This is a genomic window from Kribbella sp. VKM Ac-2568 (assembly GCF_004345365.1).
Lineage (GTDB): Bacteria > Actinomycetota > Actinomycetes > Propionibacteriales > Kribbellaceae > Kribbella > Kribbella orskensis.
Genome location: NZ_SLVF01000008.1, coordinates 134,195 through 149,954 on the forward strand (window position 1 = coordinate 134,195; position 15,760 = coordinate 149,954).

The window sequence follows — 15,760 nt, forward strand, 5'->3', positions numbered from 1 at the left end:
GATGGTGTGGCGGTCCGGCTAGTCCCGAGCTGTCTTGCCAGGGAGCGCGAGCATGCGGTCCAGGGCGATCTTGGCGTACTTCTCGGTGTCGGCGTCGACGGTGATCGGGTTGACGACCGTGCCGGCGACCAGGTTCTCCAGGGTCCAGACGAAGTGGGGGAGGTCGATGCGGTTCATCGTGGCGCAGTAGCAGACCGTCTTGTCGAGGAACACGATGTTCTTGTCGGCGTGCTGCTTCGCCAATCGCTGCACCAGGTTGAGCTCGGTGCCGACCGCCCACGACGTACCAGGCTCGGCTTTGGCCAGGGTGTCGATGATGTACTCCGTGGATCCGACCAGGTCCGCCTTGATGACGACCTCGTGCTGGCACTCGGGGTGCACGATCACGTTGACGCCGGGAACGCGCGAGCGCACGTCGTCCACCGATGCGGCGGTGAACCGGCCGTGGACCGAGCAGTGCCCGCGCCACAGGATCATCTTCGCCGCGGCCAACTGCTCGCGGGTGAGACCGCCGCCCGGCTTGTGCGGGTCGTACACCACGCACTCGTCCAGGCTGATGCCCATCTTCAGTACGGCGGTGTTGCGGCCGAGGTGCTGGTCGGGCAGGAAGAGCACCTTCTCGCCCTGCTGGAAGGCCCAGTCGAGCGCGACGTCGGCGTTGCTCGAAGTACAGACAGCGCCGCCGTTGCGGCCGCAGAACGCCTTGATGTCGGCGCTGGAGTTCATGTACGTGACGGGCACGGTCACGTCGGCGACACCCGCGTCGGCGAGCGCGTCCCAGGCCGCCTCGACCTGCTGGATCCGGGCCATGTCGGCCATCGAGCAGCCGGCCGCGAGGTCGGGCAGGATCACCGTCTGGTTGTCGCTGGTCAGGATGTCCGCGGACTCGGCCATGAAGTGCACACCGCAGAACACGATGTACGGCGAGTCGGGGCGGGCCGCCGCGTCACGGGCGAGCTTGAACGAGTCACCGGTGACATCGGCGAACTGGATCACCTCGTCGCGCTGGTAGTGGTGGCCCAGCACGAACACCTGGTCCCCGAGCGCGGCCTTGGCCTTGAGCGCCCGCTCGACCAGATTCGGGTCAGAGGCGGGCGGGAGCGCGCCGGGGCACTCAACCCCGCGCTCCGAGTGGGGGTCGGTGTCCCGGCCGAGAAACAACAGCGGGAGAGACTTCGAACCCTCAGCGGTGGTCGTCACGCCAACCATCGTGCCATGGAGACCCCTTCACCCCTCGTGGTGCACGTCACTGCCCACGATGCGAAACTCCCGGCCACGGCCGGATCCTTGGCAACGGCACCGAACCGGGGTGATTCTGATCAGATGAACGTCGTCGGCTCCGCGGCAGAGCTCGCCGAGCGATTGCGCGGAACCGGGTACCTCGCCGATGACGGCCTGGCCACGGTCGGCTACCTGGCGCTCGTGCTGGACCGGCCGCTGCTGCTGGAGGGCGAGCCGGGCACCGGCAAGACCTCCCTCGCCGAGGCCATCGCCCTTGCGCTCGGGCTGCCGCTGATCCGGCTCCAGTGCTACGAGGGCATCGACGCCTCGCAGGCGCTGTACGACTGGGACTTCCCGCGGCAGATCCTGCACCTGCGCACAGTCGAGGCGACCGGGAAGGGCGCGAAGGTCGAGGACGTCGAGAAGTCCCTCTTCGACGAGCGCTTCCTGCTCGCCCGGCCCGTACTGCGTGCCCTCCGCGAAAGCCCGGCCGTCCTCCTGGTGGACGAGATCGACCGCTCCGACGACGAGTTCGAGGCGTTCCTGCTGGAGGTCCTCTCGACCCACGAGGTGACGATCCCCGAACTCGGCACGGTCGCCGCGAAGGTGCCGCCGATCGTCGTGCTCACCTCCAACCGGACCCGCGAGGTGCACGACGCGCTGAAGCGCCGCTGCCTGTACCACTGGATCGACCACCCCGGTCTGGAGCGCGAGGTCGAGATCGTCCGGACCAGGCTGCCGGAGGTGTCCGCACGGCTGGCCGAGCAGGTCGCGCGGTCGGTCCAGCGGATGCGCGAACTGGACCTGCTCAAGCCGCCCGGCGTCGCGGAGACGCTCGACTGGGCCCGGGCGCTCGACGCGCTCGGCACGGACACCCTCGACGTCCAGGCCGCGGCGGCGACGCTCGGGGCGGTGCTCAAGTACCGGGAGGACACCGACCGGGTCCGGGAATCACTGGACCGGCTGCTGGCGAGCTGACTGCCATGACGATCCGCGGCCCGGACCCATCTCCCGACCACCTGCTGGTCGGCTTCGGTTCCGCGCTGCGGCACGCGGGCCTGGCGGTGACGGCCGACCGGGTGCAGGTCTTCCTGCGCGCCGTGGCCGCACTCGATGCGGGCGTCGCCGCCGACGTCTACTGGGCCGGCCGGGCCGCCCTGTGCAGTGGTCCGGACGACACCGCCCGGTACGACGAGGTGTTCGCCGCCTGGTTCTCCGGCGATCTCCCGCGGACCGCGCAGCGGCCGCGCCCCGCCGCGACCACCTTGCAGGCCGGGCTCGAGTCACCGGATACCGATGCCGATGGCAACGACCGGTCGATCGCGGTGGCCGCGAGCCAGACCGAGATCCTCCGGCACCGCGACGTCGCCGAGCTCTCCGCCGCCGACCGCGCCGAACTCGTCCGGCAGTTCGCGACCCTGAGACCGCGAGCCCCGGTACGGCGTGGAGCCCGGCGACGGCCGTCCAACCGGGGCGAGATCGACCCGCGACGCACCCTGCGGGCCCAGCTCCGCCAGGTCGGCGAACCTGCTCGCGTGCTCTACCGGCGCCGCGGCACCAGACCTCGCCGGGTCGTCCTGCTCATCGACGTGTCCGGCTCGATGCGCCCGTACGCCGACAGCCTGCTCCGGTTGGCTCACTCGCTGGTCCGGGTGGCCCCGCGCCAGGTGGAGGTGTTCACCGTCGGCACCCGGCTCACCCGCGTGACGCCCGCGCTGCGGCACCGCGACCCGGAGTACGCGCTGAGGCTGGCAGGCGACGTCGTACCGGACTGGTCGGGAGGCACTCGGCTCGGTGAGGTGCTGAAGGTGTTCCTGGATCGCTGGGGTCAGCGTGGAACCGCCCGCCGGGCCGTCGTGGTGGTGTGCAGCGACGGGTGGGAACGCGGCGACACCGCGTTGCTGGGGGAGCAGCTGCGCAGACTGGCGGGACTGGCGCACCGGGTGGTCTGGCTCAACCCTCATCGCGGCAAGCCCGGCTATCTGCCTGTCCAGGCGGGGATCGTGGCTGTGCTGCCCTATCTGGACGACCTGATCGCGGGGCACAGCCTGGCCAGCTTCGCGGATCTTCTGGAGGTGGTGGCGGATGCGTGACGTTCTGGATCAGCTGGTGAGGTGGTGGAGCGCCGGCCATCCGGTTGCCGTCGGCACCGTTGTCGCGACGTTCGAGTCCGCGCCGCGGCCACCGGGCGCGATGATGTTGGTCGGCCCGGGTGGCGAGGCTGTCGGCAGCGTGTCGGGCGGCTGCGTCGAGGGCGCGGTCTACCAGCTCGGCGAGGAGATCCTGGCGGCGGGCGAGCCGGTGCTGCAACGGTACGGCGTGAGCGACGAGTCGGCCTTCGCCGTCGGGCTCACCTGCGGCGGGATCCTGGACATCTTCGTCGAGCGGGTCGATCAGGCGTCGTTCCCGGAACTGGGCGAGGTGGCCGCCGACATCGCCGCCGGCCGCCCGGTCGCGGTGGCGACCGTGGTCGCACACCCCGACGCGTCCCGGGTCGGCCGCCGGTTGGTGGTGCGACCGCAGGGGCAGCCGACGGCCGGCAGCCTCGGGTCGGAGCGGTCCGACGCCGCGGTGGCCGACGACGGGCGCGGGCTGCTCGCGACCGGCCGGACGGAGACGCTGGAGTACGGGCCGGACGGGCAGCGCCGGGGTGAGGGGATGCGGGTCTTCGTCGCGTCGTACGCCCCGGTGCCGCGGCTGCTGGTCTTCGGGGCGATCGACTTCGCGGCGGCGGTGGCGAAGCTCGGCTCGTTCCTCGGCTACCGGGTGACCGTCTGCGACGCGCGCGGTGTCTTCGCGACGGCGTCGAGGTTCCCGTCGGCCGACGAGGTGGTGGTCGACTGGCCGCACCGATACCTGACCGCCGAGGTGGCCGCCGGGCGGGTCGACTCCCGGACCGTCGTCTGCGTGCTCACCCACGACCCGAAGTTCGACGTACCGCTGCTGGAGGTGGCGCTCCGGCTGCCCGATCTCGCGTACGTCGGGGCGATGGGCTCGCGCAGAACCCACGACGACCGGCTGAAACGGCTCCGCGAGGCCGGGCTGACCGAGCCCGAACTGGCCCGGCTCGCGAGCCCGATCGGGCTGGACCTGGGCGCCCGGACCCCGGAGGAGACGGCGGTCAGCATCGCGGCCGAGATCATCGCGCTGCGCTGGGGTGGGGCCGGCGACCGGTTGTCAGCGCAGGCCGGGTCCATCCACCACTGATTCCCTCCCTTGTGGTGCGCGTCACACCAGGCGCACGATCGGAGGACATCGGCACTGCTCATTGTCATTGTCTGGAGGCTGGGATGTCCCGGATCACAGTGAAGGTCGACGGAGGCGGCTACACGGACGACGTGGAGCCTCGCACGCTGCTCGTGCACTATCTGCGCGAACAGCTGGGAAAGACCGGCACCGTGGTCGGCTGTGACACCGGCAACTGCGGCGCCTGCACGGTGCTTCTCGACGGGCGGAGCGTGAAGTCCTGCTCGATGTTCGCGGTCCAGGCCGACGGACACGAGATCACCACGATCGAGGGGCTCGCGACCGACGGGCAGTTGCACCCGATGCAGCAGGCCTTCCACGAGAACCACGCGTTGCAGTGCGGCTACTGCACGCCCGGCATGATCATGCAGTCGATCGACCTGCTGGCCGACAATCCCGACCCGACCGACGACGAGGTCCGGCTCGGGCTGGAGGGCAACCTCTGCCGGTGCACGGGCTACCAGAACATCGTCCGGGCGGTCCGCGCGGCCGCCGCCGCGGGAGGTGCGCGATGACCACCACCCAGGAGCGGCCGGCCGCCGAGGTCGGCAATCCGCGCCGGCGCAAGGAGGACGCCCGCCTGATCACCGGCCGGACCCGCTGGACCGACAACGTGGTCCTACCCGGCATGTTGCATCTGGCAATGGTCCGCAGCCCGTTCGCGCACGCCCGGATCACCGGGATCGACACCGAGGCGGCGAGGTCGTCGTCCGGAGTCGTCGCGGTACTGACCGGGGCCGACCTGGCCGAGGAGCAGGGCGGGCTGCCGTTCGCCTGGACGGCCACGCCGGAGCAGAAGGCGCCGGCCCACCCGTCCATCGCGGTCGACACGGTGAACTTCGCCGCCGAGATCGTGGCCGTGGTGGTGGCCCGGTCGGCCGCCGAGGCCAACGACGCGGCAGATCTCGTCGACGTCGACTACGAGGAGCTCCCGGCGGCACTGGACTTGAAGGCGGCGGCCGCCGACGAGGTGCTCGCGCATCCCGATCTGGGCACCAACGTGTCGGCCCGGTTCAACTTCGACTCCGCCGAGGCGGGCACCGGCGGGGATGTCGACGCCGCGATCGCGGCGGCCCGGGACGGCGGCATCGTGATCGAGCGCGAGTACCGCCAGCAGCGGTTGATCCCGGCGTTCATGGAGCCGCGGTCGATCGTGGCCGATCCGACCGGTGAGCAGCTGACGGTGTGGTCCTCGACCCAGGTCCCGCACTTCGTCAAGATCTTCATCGCGCTGGTGCTCGGCATCCCCGAGCACAAGATCCGGGTGATCGCCCCCGACGTCGGCGGCGGCTTCGGCGGCAAGCTGCAGTTCACCCCCGAAGAGGTGCTGACCGTGATCGCGGCCCGGCGCACCGGCAAGCCCTGCAAGTACTCCGAGACCCGTTCGGAGTCGCTGCAGGCCGCCCACCACGGCCGGGACCAGTGGCAGAAACTCACCCTCGCGGCGGACCGCGACGGCACCGTCAGGGGACTCAAGGTCGAGCTGCTCGCGAACATGGGGGCCTACCTCGGCCTCGTGTCGGCGGGCATCCCGATCCTCGGTGCGTTCATGTACAACGGCATCTACAAGTTCCCGGCCTACCGGCTGACTTGCACCAACGTCTTCACCAACAAGACCTGGACCGACGCGTACCGCGGCGCCGGCCGGCCGGAGGCGACCTTCGCGGTCGAGCGGCTGATGGACGAGCTCGCGGCCGAGGTCGGGGTCGATCCGCTGGAGATCCGCGAGCGGAACTGGATCAAGCACGAGGAGTTCCCGTTCACGACGGTGTCGGGCATGCACTACGACTCGGGCAACTACGAGGCGGCGACCGCGAAAGCCAAGGGCCTTTTCGGGTACGACGACCTGCGCGCCGAGCAGCAGAGACGCCGCGAGTCGGGGGACCCGGTCCAGCTCGGGATCGGCATCTCGACGTACACGGAGATGTGTGGGCTGGCCCCATCGCGCTGGCTCGGCTCGATGGGCTACGTCGGTGGCGGCTGGGAGCACGCGTCGATCCGGATGCTGCCGACAGGCAAGGTCGAGGTGATCACCGGCACCAGCCCGCACGGTCAGGGACACGAGACCGCGTGGAGCCAGATCGTGGCCGACCGGCTGGGCGTTCCCTTCGAGGATGTCGAAGTGCTGCACGGGGACACGCAGGTCTCGGCCCGGGGCCTGGACACCTACGGGTCGAGATCGCTGGCCATCGGCGGGATGGCGGTGCTCGCGGCGGCCGACAAGGTGATCGAGAAGGCCAAACCGATCGCGGCCCAGTTGCTCGAGGCCAACGCCGACGACCTCGAGTACACCGGCGGGCGGTTCGGAGTCCGGGGTACCGAAGCGGGGATGAGCCTTGCCGAACTCGCTTTCGCGGTGTTCCAGGGACACAAGCTGGACGGCGGCGCGGAGCGCTCGCTCGACGCCGACGCCACCCTCGAACCGGACGACTTCTCCTTCCCGCACGGCACCCATCTGTGCGCGGCGGAGGTCGACACCGAGACGGGCGCGGTGACGATCCGCTCGTACGTGAGCGTCGACGACGTGGGCAACGTGATCAACCCGGTGATCGTCGAAGGGCAGGTGCACGGCGGTGTCGCGCAGGGCATCGGGCAGGCGCTGTTCGAGGAAGCGGTGCACGACGAATCCGGCACCTTGGTGACCGGCTCGTTCGACGCGTATCTGGTGGCGGCGGCACCGGATCTGCCGTCGTTCGTGACGGCGCGCACCGAGACCCCGGCGACGACGAACCAGCTCGGCGTGAAGGGTGTCGGCGAGGCGGGCACGATCGCCTCCACCCCGGCCGTGGTCAACGCGGTCGTCGACGCGGTCCGCCATCTCGGGGTGTCCGACGTCGAGATGCCCTGTACGCCGTACCGGGTCTGGAAAGCCTTGCAGGAAGGGGCGAAATCATGATTCCGGCAGCGTTCGACTACTACGCGCCCACGTCGGTGGACGAGGCGCTCGCCCTGCTGCGCGAGCATGACGACGCCAAGGTGCTGGCCGGCGGCCAGAGCCTGATGCCGGTACTGCGGTTGCGCCTGGCGGCGCCCGAGGTGATCGTCGACCTCGGGCGGATCGAGGCGCTGCGCGGGATCCGCGACGACGGCGAGGCACTGGTGATCGGCGCGATGACGCCGCACAGCGTGGTCCAGGCCGACCCGTCGATCGCCGAGCACGCGAAGCTGATCTCGCTCGCGGCCGCCGCGATCGGCGATCCGCAGGTGCGTCACCGCGGCACCTTCGGGGGATCGCTGGCGCATGCCGATCCGGCGGCCGACCTGCCGGCGGTGGTGGTCGCGCTCGACGCGGAGATGGTGATCCAGGGTCCGGACGGTCGCCGTACGGTCGGTGCCGCGGACTTCTTCGAGGGCGTGTTCACCACGACCCTCAGCGAGGACGAGTTGCTCGTCGAGATCCGCGTCCCGAAGTACACCGGCTGGGGCGCGCACTACGAGAAGTTCAGCCGGGTCGCGCAGCAGTGGCCGATCGTGGCGGTCGCGGCCGCCGTACGGCTGGACGGAGGGACGATCGCGGAGGCGCGGGTGGGGCTGTCCAACATGGGGTCGATCCCGATCCGGGCGACGGCGGTCGAGCAGGCACTCGTCGGTCAGCCGGCTACGGCCGAGGCGGTCCGGGCGGCCGCGGCCCGCGCCGCCGACGGGACCTCGCCGCCGACGGATCTCAACGGCGATGCGGAGTACCGCAGGCACCTCGCCTCGGTGCTCACCCGGCGGGCGGTCCTGAGCGCGGCAGGCGCTGGATGAAGCTCGAGCACCGCTTCGTCGTACCGGTGCCGGTCGAGCAGGCCTGGGTCGCGTTCAACGACCTCGAACGGGTGGTGCCGTGTTTCCCCGGCGCCACCCTGACGTCGTGCGACGATGTCGCGTTCGCCGGGTCGTGCAAGGTGAAGCTCGGCCCGGTGGCGTTGCAGTACACCGGGACCGGCACCTTCGTCGAGCGCGACCCGGCGAACCACAGCGCCGTACTCGAGGCCAAGGGCAAGGATCGGCGCGGCAACGGCACCGCGACCGCCCGGGTGACCGCGCAACTGACGCCGACCGGTGACGCGGCCACCGAGGTGACGGTCGACACCGACCTGGTCATCACCGGCCGCCCGGCCCAGTTCGGCCGCGGCCTGATCCAGGAGGTCTCCGACAAGCTCCTGGACCAGTTCGTCGACTACCTGACCGTCCAGCTGGCAACTCCGATCGAGCCGGCGAGCCCGGCCGAATCAGCGAGCCCTGCCGAACCGGTGAGTCCGGCCGCGCCCACGCCACCCACGCCACCCAGGCCGCCGACGCCCTCGCCCGGTCCCGCGCCTTCTTCCGAGGCCTCCCTGAACCTCGCCTCCACCCTGCTCCCGGCCGTGGCCAAACGCGTCGCCCCCTACTTGATCGGCGCCGCCGTGGCTCTCCTTCTCCGTCGGCTCCTGCGCCGCTGACATCGCCTCGGGAACTGTCCGGGGGATGGCCGCGGTGCAGCGCGGGGGAGTGGGCGTAGGAGAGGATGTCGGCTATGCGCGTGCTGATTGCTCCGGACAAGTTCGCTGGGACGTTGACCGCTGTCGAGGCCGCGGCTGCTATCGAGGAAGGGTGGCGGCGGCGGGATCCGCAGGCTGAGGTGCTGGTGGCGCCGATGGCGGATGGCGGGCCCGGGTTCATCGACGTGCTGACGGCGGTTGTTGACGGCACCTTGTTGTCGGTGACCGTGCGTGGGCCGCTCGGCGAGGAGGTTCCGGCGACGGTGCTGGTCGCGGGGGAGACCGCGTACGTCGAAACCGCCCAGGCGTGCGGGTTGCATCTGGTCGAGCCGAAGGATCGCCGGCCGGAGGATGCAACCACGTACGGCGTGGGCCAGTTGATCGCGGCGGCGGTCGACGCCGGGGCGAAACGGATCATCCTCGGCCTCGGCGGCTCCGGCACGAACGACGCCGGCGCCGGGCTGCTCGCGGCCCTCGGTGCCACCGCGGTCGGCGGCACCCTCGACGCGGGTGCGACCGGGCTGGCGACGCTCACCGAGGTGGACCTGGAGCCGGCCCGGAGCAAGCTGGCCGGGGTCGAGTTCGTGGCGGCGAGCGACGTCGAGAACCCGATGCTCGGACTGCGGGGCGCGACCAATGTGTTCGGCAGCCAGAAGGGCATCACCGACGACCGGAAGCCGGAGGTTGACCTCTGGCTGACCAAGTTCGCCGAGCTCGCCGGGCGGAAGACGGCCGACGCCAAGGGTGCGGGTGCCGCCGGGGGACTCGGGTACGCGCTGCTGCTGCTCGGCGCCGAACGCGTCTCCGGGATCGACCTGGTGGCGGAGCTGACCGGGCTGCAGGTGAAGGCCGCGCAGGTGGACATCGTGCTCACCGGCGAAGGCGCCTTCGACTTCCAGTCCCGCGACGGCAAGGTGATCTCCGGCGTCGCGAAGGTGGCGAACGACGCGATGCGGCCCTGCGTGGTGCTCGCCGGCAAGGTGCAGATCGGCGCCCGCGAGATGCGCACGATGGGCGTCGAGTCCGCCTACTCCCTGGTCGACGCCGTCGGCGAGGAGCGCGCCTTCGCCGACCCCCACGGCTCCCTGGCCGCCGTCGCCGAGCGAGTGGCCCGCACCTGGGCCCGCTGAACCACCTCCTGCGTACGCCGTACGCGGTGTCCGGGTTCCGTGCCGCGACCACCCGCCGTGCGCCGTGCCGTGGTCAGCCGGTGAGCCGACTGCTTGATCGGGGAAAATGGTGTGCGACCATGGGAATGGTTCGGGATCGGCGTGTGTTGGCCCGAATGACAGCGGACTTTCCGCGCATGGCCGCCTGCCCAGAGCGGCCGGGCGCTCAAGAGATGACTGGAGTCAGGAATGACTGAAGCGCAGACCGAGCAGGCCGCAACCACGGCCACCGGCATCCTGTTGACCGACGGGGCTGCCGCCAAGGTGAAGGCGCTGCTGGACCAGGAAGGTCGCGACGACCTCGCCCTGCGGGTCGCCGTACAGCCGGGCGGTTGCTCCGGTCTGCGGTACCAGCTGTTCTTCGACGAGCGTCAGCTCGACGGTGACGTGGTGGCCGACTTCGGTGGTGTGAGCGTCGTCACGGATCGGATGAGCGCGCCGTACCTCAAGGGCGCGTCGATCGACTTCGTGGACACGATCGAGAAGCAGGGCTTCACGATCGACAACCCGAACGCCACCGGCTCCTGCGCCTGCGGCGACTCGTTCAACTGACCTAACCCAAAGCCCCGCTCTCCCCAAACCAGGGCGAGCGGGGCTTTGTCATGCCCTCGCCCCAAAGCGGCACGTTGTGCAGCACCTGAGCAGATCCTGGCGCAAGAAACGCTCGAAGAGGGAGCGGTGCACAAAGTCCGCCTTCGGCCACCACATCGGGACCTCGGCCACCGCGTCGGGTCCTCGGCCACCACATCGGGACCTCGGCCGCCGCGTCGGGTCCTCGGCCACCACATCGGGACCTCGGCCGCCGCGTCGGGTCCTCGGCCACCACATCGGGACCTCGGCCGCCGCGTCGGGTCCTCGGGCTGCCGCATCGGGCCTCAGGCATCAGGCCGGGCCGATGGCCTCTCCCAGATCCGGGCCAATGGCTGGTTGTTCGCCGGCTGGCGCCTCATAAGCCGCCAGCCGGCGAACAGACCGCCAGCCGCGCCCCGGAATCGGTGAAAGCCATCGCCAGGCTGTAGGTCGCCGTCAGTTGGGGGGTAGCCGGTCAGGTGCTGTGTTGTTGCTCGGGTCTGGGGGTTCAGTGCGCTGAAGCGCCCTCGCGGGCTCGCTTCGGGAGTAGGTAGGTGACGAGCAGGCTGACGGCGAAGAGGGCGACGGCGACCAGGGTGGCTGACTTGGTGGCGCCCAGGAAGGCTTGGTCGGGCAGGAGCTCGAAGAAGATGGTGCCGATGACGGCTACTCCGATCGCGCCGCCGAACTGCTGCATCGCGGTCAGTACTCCGGACGCCGAGCCCGCGGCCTGGTCGTCGATCGAGGCCAGGATGATGTCGAAGAGCGGGGCGAACACCATGCCCGCGCCGATCCCGCTCGCCAACGTGGCCGGTACCAGTTTCCAGATCGTGGTCTGGTCGCCGTAGACGTGCAGGGTGAACCACACGCCCACCATCGAGACCGCCATCACCAGGATCCCGAGCTGCAGCGCCTTCCGGCCGAGCTTCGGTGCGAGCAGCCCGCCGGACAGCGGCGCGCCGATCGCGATGCCGAGCGAGAACGGCACCATCGCGAGTCCGGCCTTCAGCGGGCTGTAGTGCAGACCGAGCTGGGTGAACAGGTTGAAGACCAGCATGAACCCCGACATCGCCAGGAAGAACGTGGTGATCACGCCGAGCCCCGCGACGTACCCGCGGCTGCGGAACAGCGACGGGTCGATCACCGGGTTGCCCGAGCGGCGCTCCCGCCAGCCGAACAGCGCGAACACCGGCACGGCGGCGACCATCATCGCGATCGACCACACCGGCCAGTCGAGCTCGCGACCCTGCACCAGCGGGTAGATCAGCAGACCGCACGCCAGGCTGACCAGGATCACGCCGGTGGTGTCGAGCCGGGACGCGCCCGGCGTCTTAACCTCGGGCATGTACCGCAGCGCGCCGAAGAGGGCGAGCGCACCGATCGGCACGTTGATCCAGAAGATCATCCGCCAGCCGGCGTCGAACCAGTTCGCGTCGATCAGCGCACCGGCGATGATCGGACCGGCCACCGCGGACAGCCCCATCACCGGACCGAACAGCGCGAACGCCTTGCCGATCTCGGCGGGTGGGAAGACCGCCTTCAGGATCGCGAAGCCCTGCGGGATCATCACCGCGCCGAGCAGCCCTTGCGCGACCCGGCTGCCGATCAGCATCTCCGGTGAGGTGGCGAGCCCGCAGATCGCGGAGGCGACGGTGAAGCCGACCGCGCCGATCACGAACAGCCGGCGCCGCCCGACCAGGTCGCCGAGCCGGCCGAAGCTGATCAGGCCGATCGCGAACGCGAGCGTGTAGCCGGCCAGCATCCACTGCAGCGCGGCCTCGGAGCCACCCAGTTCGGCGCGGATCGACGGTGCCGCGATGTTCACGATGGTGGCGTCGACCAGGTCCATGATCTCGGCGACCAGCACGGTGCCGAGCACGATCCAGCGCCACTTGTACGCCGGCGCGCCGGCGGGCGCCGGTGGATCGACCTGCGCCGGGGAAGTGGTTGAGGTGCTCATCGGTGGCGCCCCTTTCGAAGGAAGCGAACGGTGTTCGTTGACGAACACTGTTCTACTCACGAACAGTGTTCCTGTCAAGTACGGTGTTCGCTACAGTGGGGCCATGAACCAGTCGCGGTGGCAGCCCATCAGCCCCGAGAAGCCGGCCCGCCCGGTCCGTGAACCGTTGACCCGCGACCGGATCGTCGACGCGGCGATGGAGTTGCTCGTCGACCAGGGGTACGAGGCGGTCTCGATGCGGAAGGTAGCCCAGGCGCTGAACACCGGTCCGGCCTCGCTCTACGCGCACGTCGCGAACAAGAAGGAGCTGGATCAACTGCTGGTCGACCGCGCGGCCCAGGGGATGGAGTTCCCGGCCGAGCCGGATCCGGAGCACTGGCAGGAGCAGCTCAAGGACTGCATGCGGTCGATGCTCAAGGTGATGCGCGCCTATCCTGGGGTCGCGCGAGCCGCCATCGGGCAGGTCCCGCTCGGTGAACGGGCGATGCAGAGCACGGAGAAGATGCTCGCGATCCTCAAGGCGGGCAACGTTCCCGACCAGGCCGCTGCCTGGGCCGTCGACCTGATCCCGCTCTACGTCACGGCGACCGCGTTCGAGGAGAGCGTGCAGCGGGCCTGGGAGTGGACCGAGGACGACATCGCCAAGTTCGTCGGCGAACTCCGGCAGTTCTTCCAGTCGCTGCCGGCCGAGAAGTTCCCCTTCACCGTCGCCCTGGCCGCCTCGATGACATCTGGCGCGAACGGCGACGAACGCTTCGAGTTCGGCATCCAGGTCATCACCGCCGGCCTGGCCTCTTTCGCCGATCCCGCGCGATCGCGTTGATCAAGGTGCCCGAGACCACGCGGTGCCCGCTGAACGGTACGGCGACCCCGGGGACCGAGGAGGCGCTGCCGCCGGTCGAGCTGGAACCGGCTAAGGCCTGATCGGTTCCTGCAGTTCGGTGACCCACAGCGAGGGGTCGTCCGGGCAGTCCAGGTAGAGCTCGCGCGCCGGCCCGCTGGAACGATGACCGTTGTCGTCGATCCAGCGGGCCAGCGCCTGCCAGGTGGGTAGTACGGCGTCGATCCGGCCGCGGTGCACGATCGTCGCGGCGCGGGTGGCCGCCAGGTCCACCACGAGCAGCCCGTTGAGCTCACCCTCGGCCTCGACCGCCGCGGGCACTCCTGCGTGGACGAGGACCTCGTCGCCGGCGGCCGCATACCAGCAGGTCAGCCTTCCGGTCGGCTTCACAGCCGTTGCCTCAGGCAAGCGTCGGCCGAGCTCGGCACACAGCGGGTTGACCACCGGGCCGATGTCCTCCGGCGTGAAACTGGCCGCGGTGCTCGACAACGCGACCAGCCGGGTGGCCGGAAGATCCTTCAGCACAACAGCCGGTACTTCGTCGCCGAGTTCGATGCTGCGCAGGCGGGACTCGACCTGGGCGAGCCTGGCGGCGCCCTCGGCGACCTCGGACTCGAGCTCGGCCCGTCGCAGCGTGAGCATCGCCCGCACCTCCACCAGGCTGACCTCGTCGGCGAGCATCGTGCGGACCTGCTCCAGGGTGAAGCCGAGGTCCTTCAGCGCGACGAGCCGGTTCAGCTCGGCGAGTTGCGCGGCCTCGTAGCTGCGGTATCCCGTCGCCTCGTCCACGTGCGCCGGGCGCAGCAGGCCGATGGCGTCGTAGTGGCGCAACATTCGCACCGACACCCGCCCGTGCCTGGCGAAGTCTCCGATCGCGAACAACTCCTGCTCCCGTCTGTCTCGTCAGAGTCAACCAGCAACCGGCCCGATGACGTCGGCGGCGAGCTCGGCGAAGGTGATCACGGTGTCGTCCCCATGCCACGGACCGATCACCTGTACTCCGACCGGCAGCCCGCTCGTTGCCACCGGCATGCTCAGCGCGGGAAGACCGGTCAAGGAAGCCTGGGAGATCCAGAACGCCTGCGCGTCGTACGGCGTACCGTCGATCGCCCGCTCCTCGAAGGGCCGCTCGTCGTGGGGGAAGGCCGTGGTGAAACTGGTCGGGCAGAGGAACACGTCGACGTCCGCGAAGTACCGCTGCCAGGCGACTCGCGCCGCGATCCGCTGATGCTCCTGCTCGAGTACATCGGCCAGGCTCGCGAAGTCCGGATTCTCGCCGTTCACGGCGAAGAACAAGCCGAGCTGGAAGCCCAGAGCCTCCGCCTGCCCGATCGGGTCGACCTCTGTCGGCCAGCCCTCGACGATCTCCACGCCGTTCTTGCTGAGGGCGTCCACAGCGTCGGACAGCGCGGCGCCGACCCCGCTCGTCACGGGTGCCTGCTCGTGATCGAGCACGACACCGACGCGGTAGTCGGCGAGCACCTTGTGTCGCGGCGGGAGCAGCTTCCATGAGTAGGGAAGTTCAGGGGAGTAGGGAACAGTCGGCCCGCCGGTGACCTGCAGAGCGATCCGAAGATCGGCCGCGGTTCTTGCGAGCGGGCCGAGACTCGACAGATCAGGGAACTCGGTCGGGATCGCTGGAGGTCCTGGAGGTTGGAAGCCGTGCATAGGCGCAACGCCAGCCGTAGGCCTGAGCCCGTAGACACCGCAATAGCTCGCGGGCAGACGGATGGATCCGACAAGGTCCGATCCGTACTCCAGATAGGTCATCCCTGCCGCCAACGCCGCGGCGCCACCTCCGCTCGAGCCTCCCGGCGTACGGCTCGGGTCGTGCGGGTTGTTCGTCCGCCCGTAGACCTCGTTTGAGGTCTGCCCGAAGTCGGCGAGCATCCTGGGCACGTTGCTCTTGCCGACGATGATCGCGCCGGCCGCGGCGAGGCGCTCGACCACAGTGGCATCCCAGTCGGCGACGTACTCCGCGAAGGCCGGATTGCCCCAAGTAGTGTGCAGTCCGGTCACGTTGAAGCTGTCCTTCACCGTCATCGGCACGCCGTGCAGCGGACCCACCTCACGGCCTGCCGCAACGGCTTCATCAGCTGCGGCCGCCGCCTCCAGGGCGAACTCCGCTCGCGTCTCCACCACCGCGTTCACCGTGGAATCCGCCGCGATCCGCTCCAGCAGCCGCGCCGTCACCTCACGAGACGACACCGCCCCATCCCGGATCCTCGACGCGATCTCCCCAGCCGTCCAGAACTCCATCTCAGTCATAGCAGCAGGTCTACGACCTGAC

Annotated in this window: 14 protein-coding genes; 10 read left to right on the forward strand and 4 right to left on the reverse strand. The window is 70.0% G+C overall.

Translation table 11 applies throughout. The features are described from left to right. Positions 1 to 18: 18 nt before the first annotated feature. Positions 19 to 1,200 (reverse strand): quinolinate synthase NadA, encoded by a 1,182-nt coding sequence (gene nadA / locus EV648_RS23895; RefSeq protein WP_132295894.1) that lies wholly within the window; start codon positions 1,198 to 1,200, stop codon positions 19 to 21. 123 nt (positions 1,201 to 1,323) lie between these two features. Between nadA and EV648_RS23900 the strand changes: the two genes are divergently transcribed. The 9 genes from EV648_RS23900 (at position 1,324) to EV648_RS23940 (ending at position 10,651) form a co-directional block, all read left to right on the forward strand. Next, the gene (locus EV648_RS23900) at positions 1,324 to 2,199 is read left to right on the forward strand and encodes a MoxR family ATPase (RefSeq protein WP_132187856.1); all 876 of its coding nucleotides are present in this window, start codon (positions 1,324 to 1,326) and stop codon (positions 2,197 to 2,199) included. A 5-nt stretch (positions 2,200 to 2,204) separates the two neighbouring features. Next, complete coding sequence (locus EV648_RS23905) at positions 2,205 to 3,314, forward strand: VWA domain-containing protein (RefSeq protein WP_132295897.1); 1,110 nt, start codon at positions 2,205 to 2,207, stop codon at positions 3,312 to 3,314. After that, entirely contained in the window at positions 3,307 to 4,428 is a 1,122-nt protein-coding gene (locus tag EV648_RS23910; protein ID WP_132295900.1) for an XdhC/CoxI family protein, read from the forward strand. The genes EV648_RS23905 and EV648_RS23910 overlap by 8 nt, the downstream gene beginning before the upstream one ends. 83 nt (positions 4,429 to 4,511) lie before the next feature. After that, on the forward strand, positions 4,512 to 4,982 hold the full coding sequence (locus EV648_RS23915; protein ID WP_132295903.1) for a (2Fe-2S)-binding protein: 471 nt from the start codon (positions 4,512 to 4,514) through the stop codon (positions 4,980 to 4,982). Then, positions 4,979 to 7,363 carry a xanthine dehydrogenase family protein molybdopterin-binding subunit gene (locus tag EV648_RS23920; RefSeq protein WP_132295906.1) on the forward strand — a complete coding sequence of 795 codons (2,385 nt, stop codon included), beginning with the start codon at positions 4,979 to 4,981 and terminating at the stop codon, positions 7,361 to 7,363. Before EV648_RS23915 ends, EV648_RS23920 begins: the two co-directional genes overlap by 4 nt. Continuing rightward, a complete protein-coding gene (locus EV648_RS23925) occupies positions 7,360 to 8,214 on the forward strand; it encodes a xanthine dehydrogenase family protein subunit M (protein WP_132295909.1) in 855 nt (284 codons plus the stop codon). Before EV648_RS23920 ends, EV648_RS23925 begins: the two co-directional genes overlap by 4 nt. Continuing rightward, complete coding sequence (locus tag EV648_RS23930) at positions 8,211 to 8,891, forward strand: SRPBCC family protein (protein WP_132295912.1); 681 nt, start codon at positions 8,211 to 8,213, stop codon at positions 8,889 to 8,891. Before EV648_RS23925 ends, EV648_RS23930 begins: the two co-directional genes overlap by 4 nt. A 74-nt stretch (positions 8,892 to 8,965) precedes the next feature. Continuing rightward, on the forward strand, positions 8,966 to 10,060 hold the full coding sequence (locus EV648_RS23935; protein WP_132295915.1) for a glycerate kinase: 1,095 nt from the start codon (positions 8,966 to 8,968) through the stop codon (positions 10,058 to 10,060). A 228-nt stretch (positions 10,061 to 10,288) separates the two neighbouring features. Further along, positions 10,289 to 10,651, forward strand: coding sequence for an iron-sulfur cluster assembly accessory protein (locus EV648_RS23940; RefSeq protein WP_132187864.1), 363 nt, complete (start codon positions 10,289 to 10,291; stop codon positions 10,649 to 10,651). Positions 10,652 to 11,177: 526 nt separating this feature from the next. On the opposite strand, the gene EV648_RS23945 is transcribed toward EV648_RS23940, so the two are convergent. After that, on the reverse strand, positions 11,178 to 12,629 hold the full coding sequence (locus EV648_RS23945; RefSeq protein ID WP_199234784.1) for a DHA2 family efflux MFS transporter permease subunit: 1,452 nt from the start codon (positions 12,627 to 12,629) through the stop codon (positions 11,178 to 11,180). Between the two features lie 103 nt (positions 12,630 to 12,732). Between EV648_RS23945 and EV648_RS23950 the strand changes: the two genes are divergently transcribed. Beyond that, positions 12,733 to 13,452: a TetR/AcrR family transcriptional regulator gene (locus EV648_RS23950; protein WP_132295918.1), complete on the forward strand. Its 720-nt coding sequence runs from the start codon at positions 12,733 to 12,735 to the stop codon at positions 13,450 to 13,452. Positions 13,453 to 13,542: 90 nt separating this feature from the next. Here EV648_RS23950 and EV648_RS23960 read toward each other — a convergent pair whose 3' ends face one another. After that, positions 13,543 to 14,352 (reverse strand): MerR family transcriptional regulator, encoded by an 810-nt coding sequence (locus EV648_RS23960; RefSeq protein ID WP_132295921.1) that lies wholly within the window; start codon positions 14,350 to 14,352, stop codon positions 13,543 to 13,545. Between the two features lie 27 nt (positions 14,353 to 14,379). Further along, positions 14,380 to 15,738 (reverse strand): amidase family protein, encoded by a 1,359-nt coding sequence (locus tag EV648_RS23965; RefSeq protein ID WP_132295924.1) that lies wholly within the window; start codon positions 15,736 to 15,738, stop codon positions 14,380 to 14,382. Positions 15,739 to 15,760 lie beyond the last annotated feature (22 nt).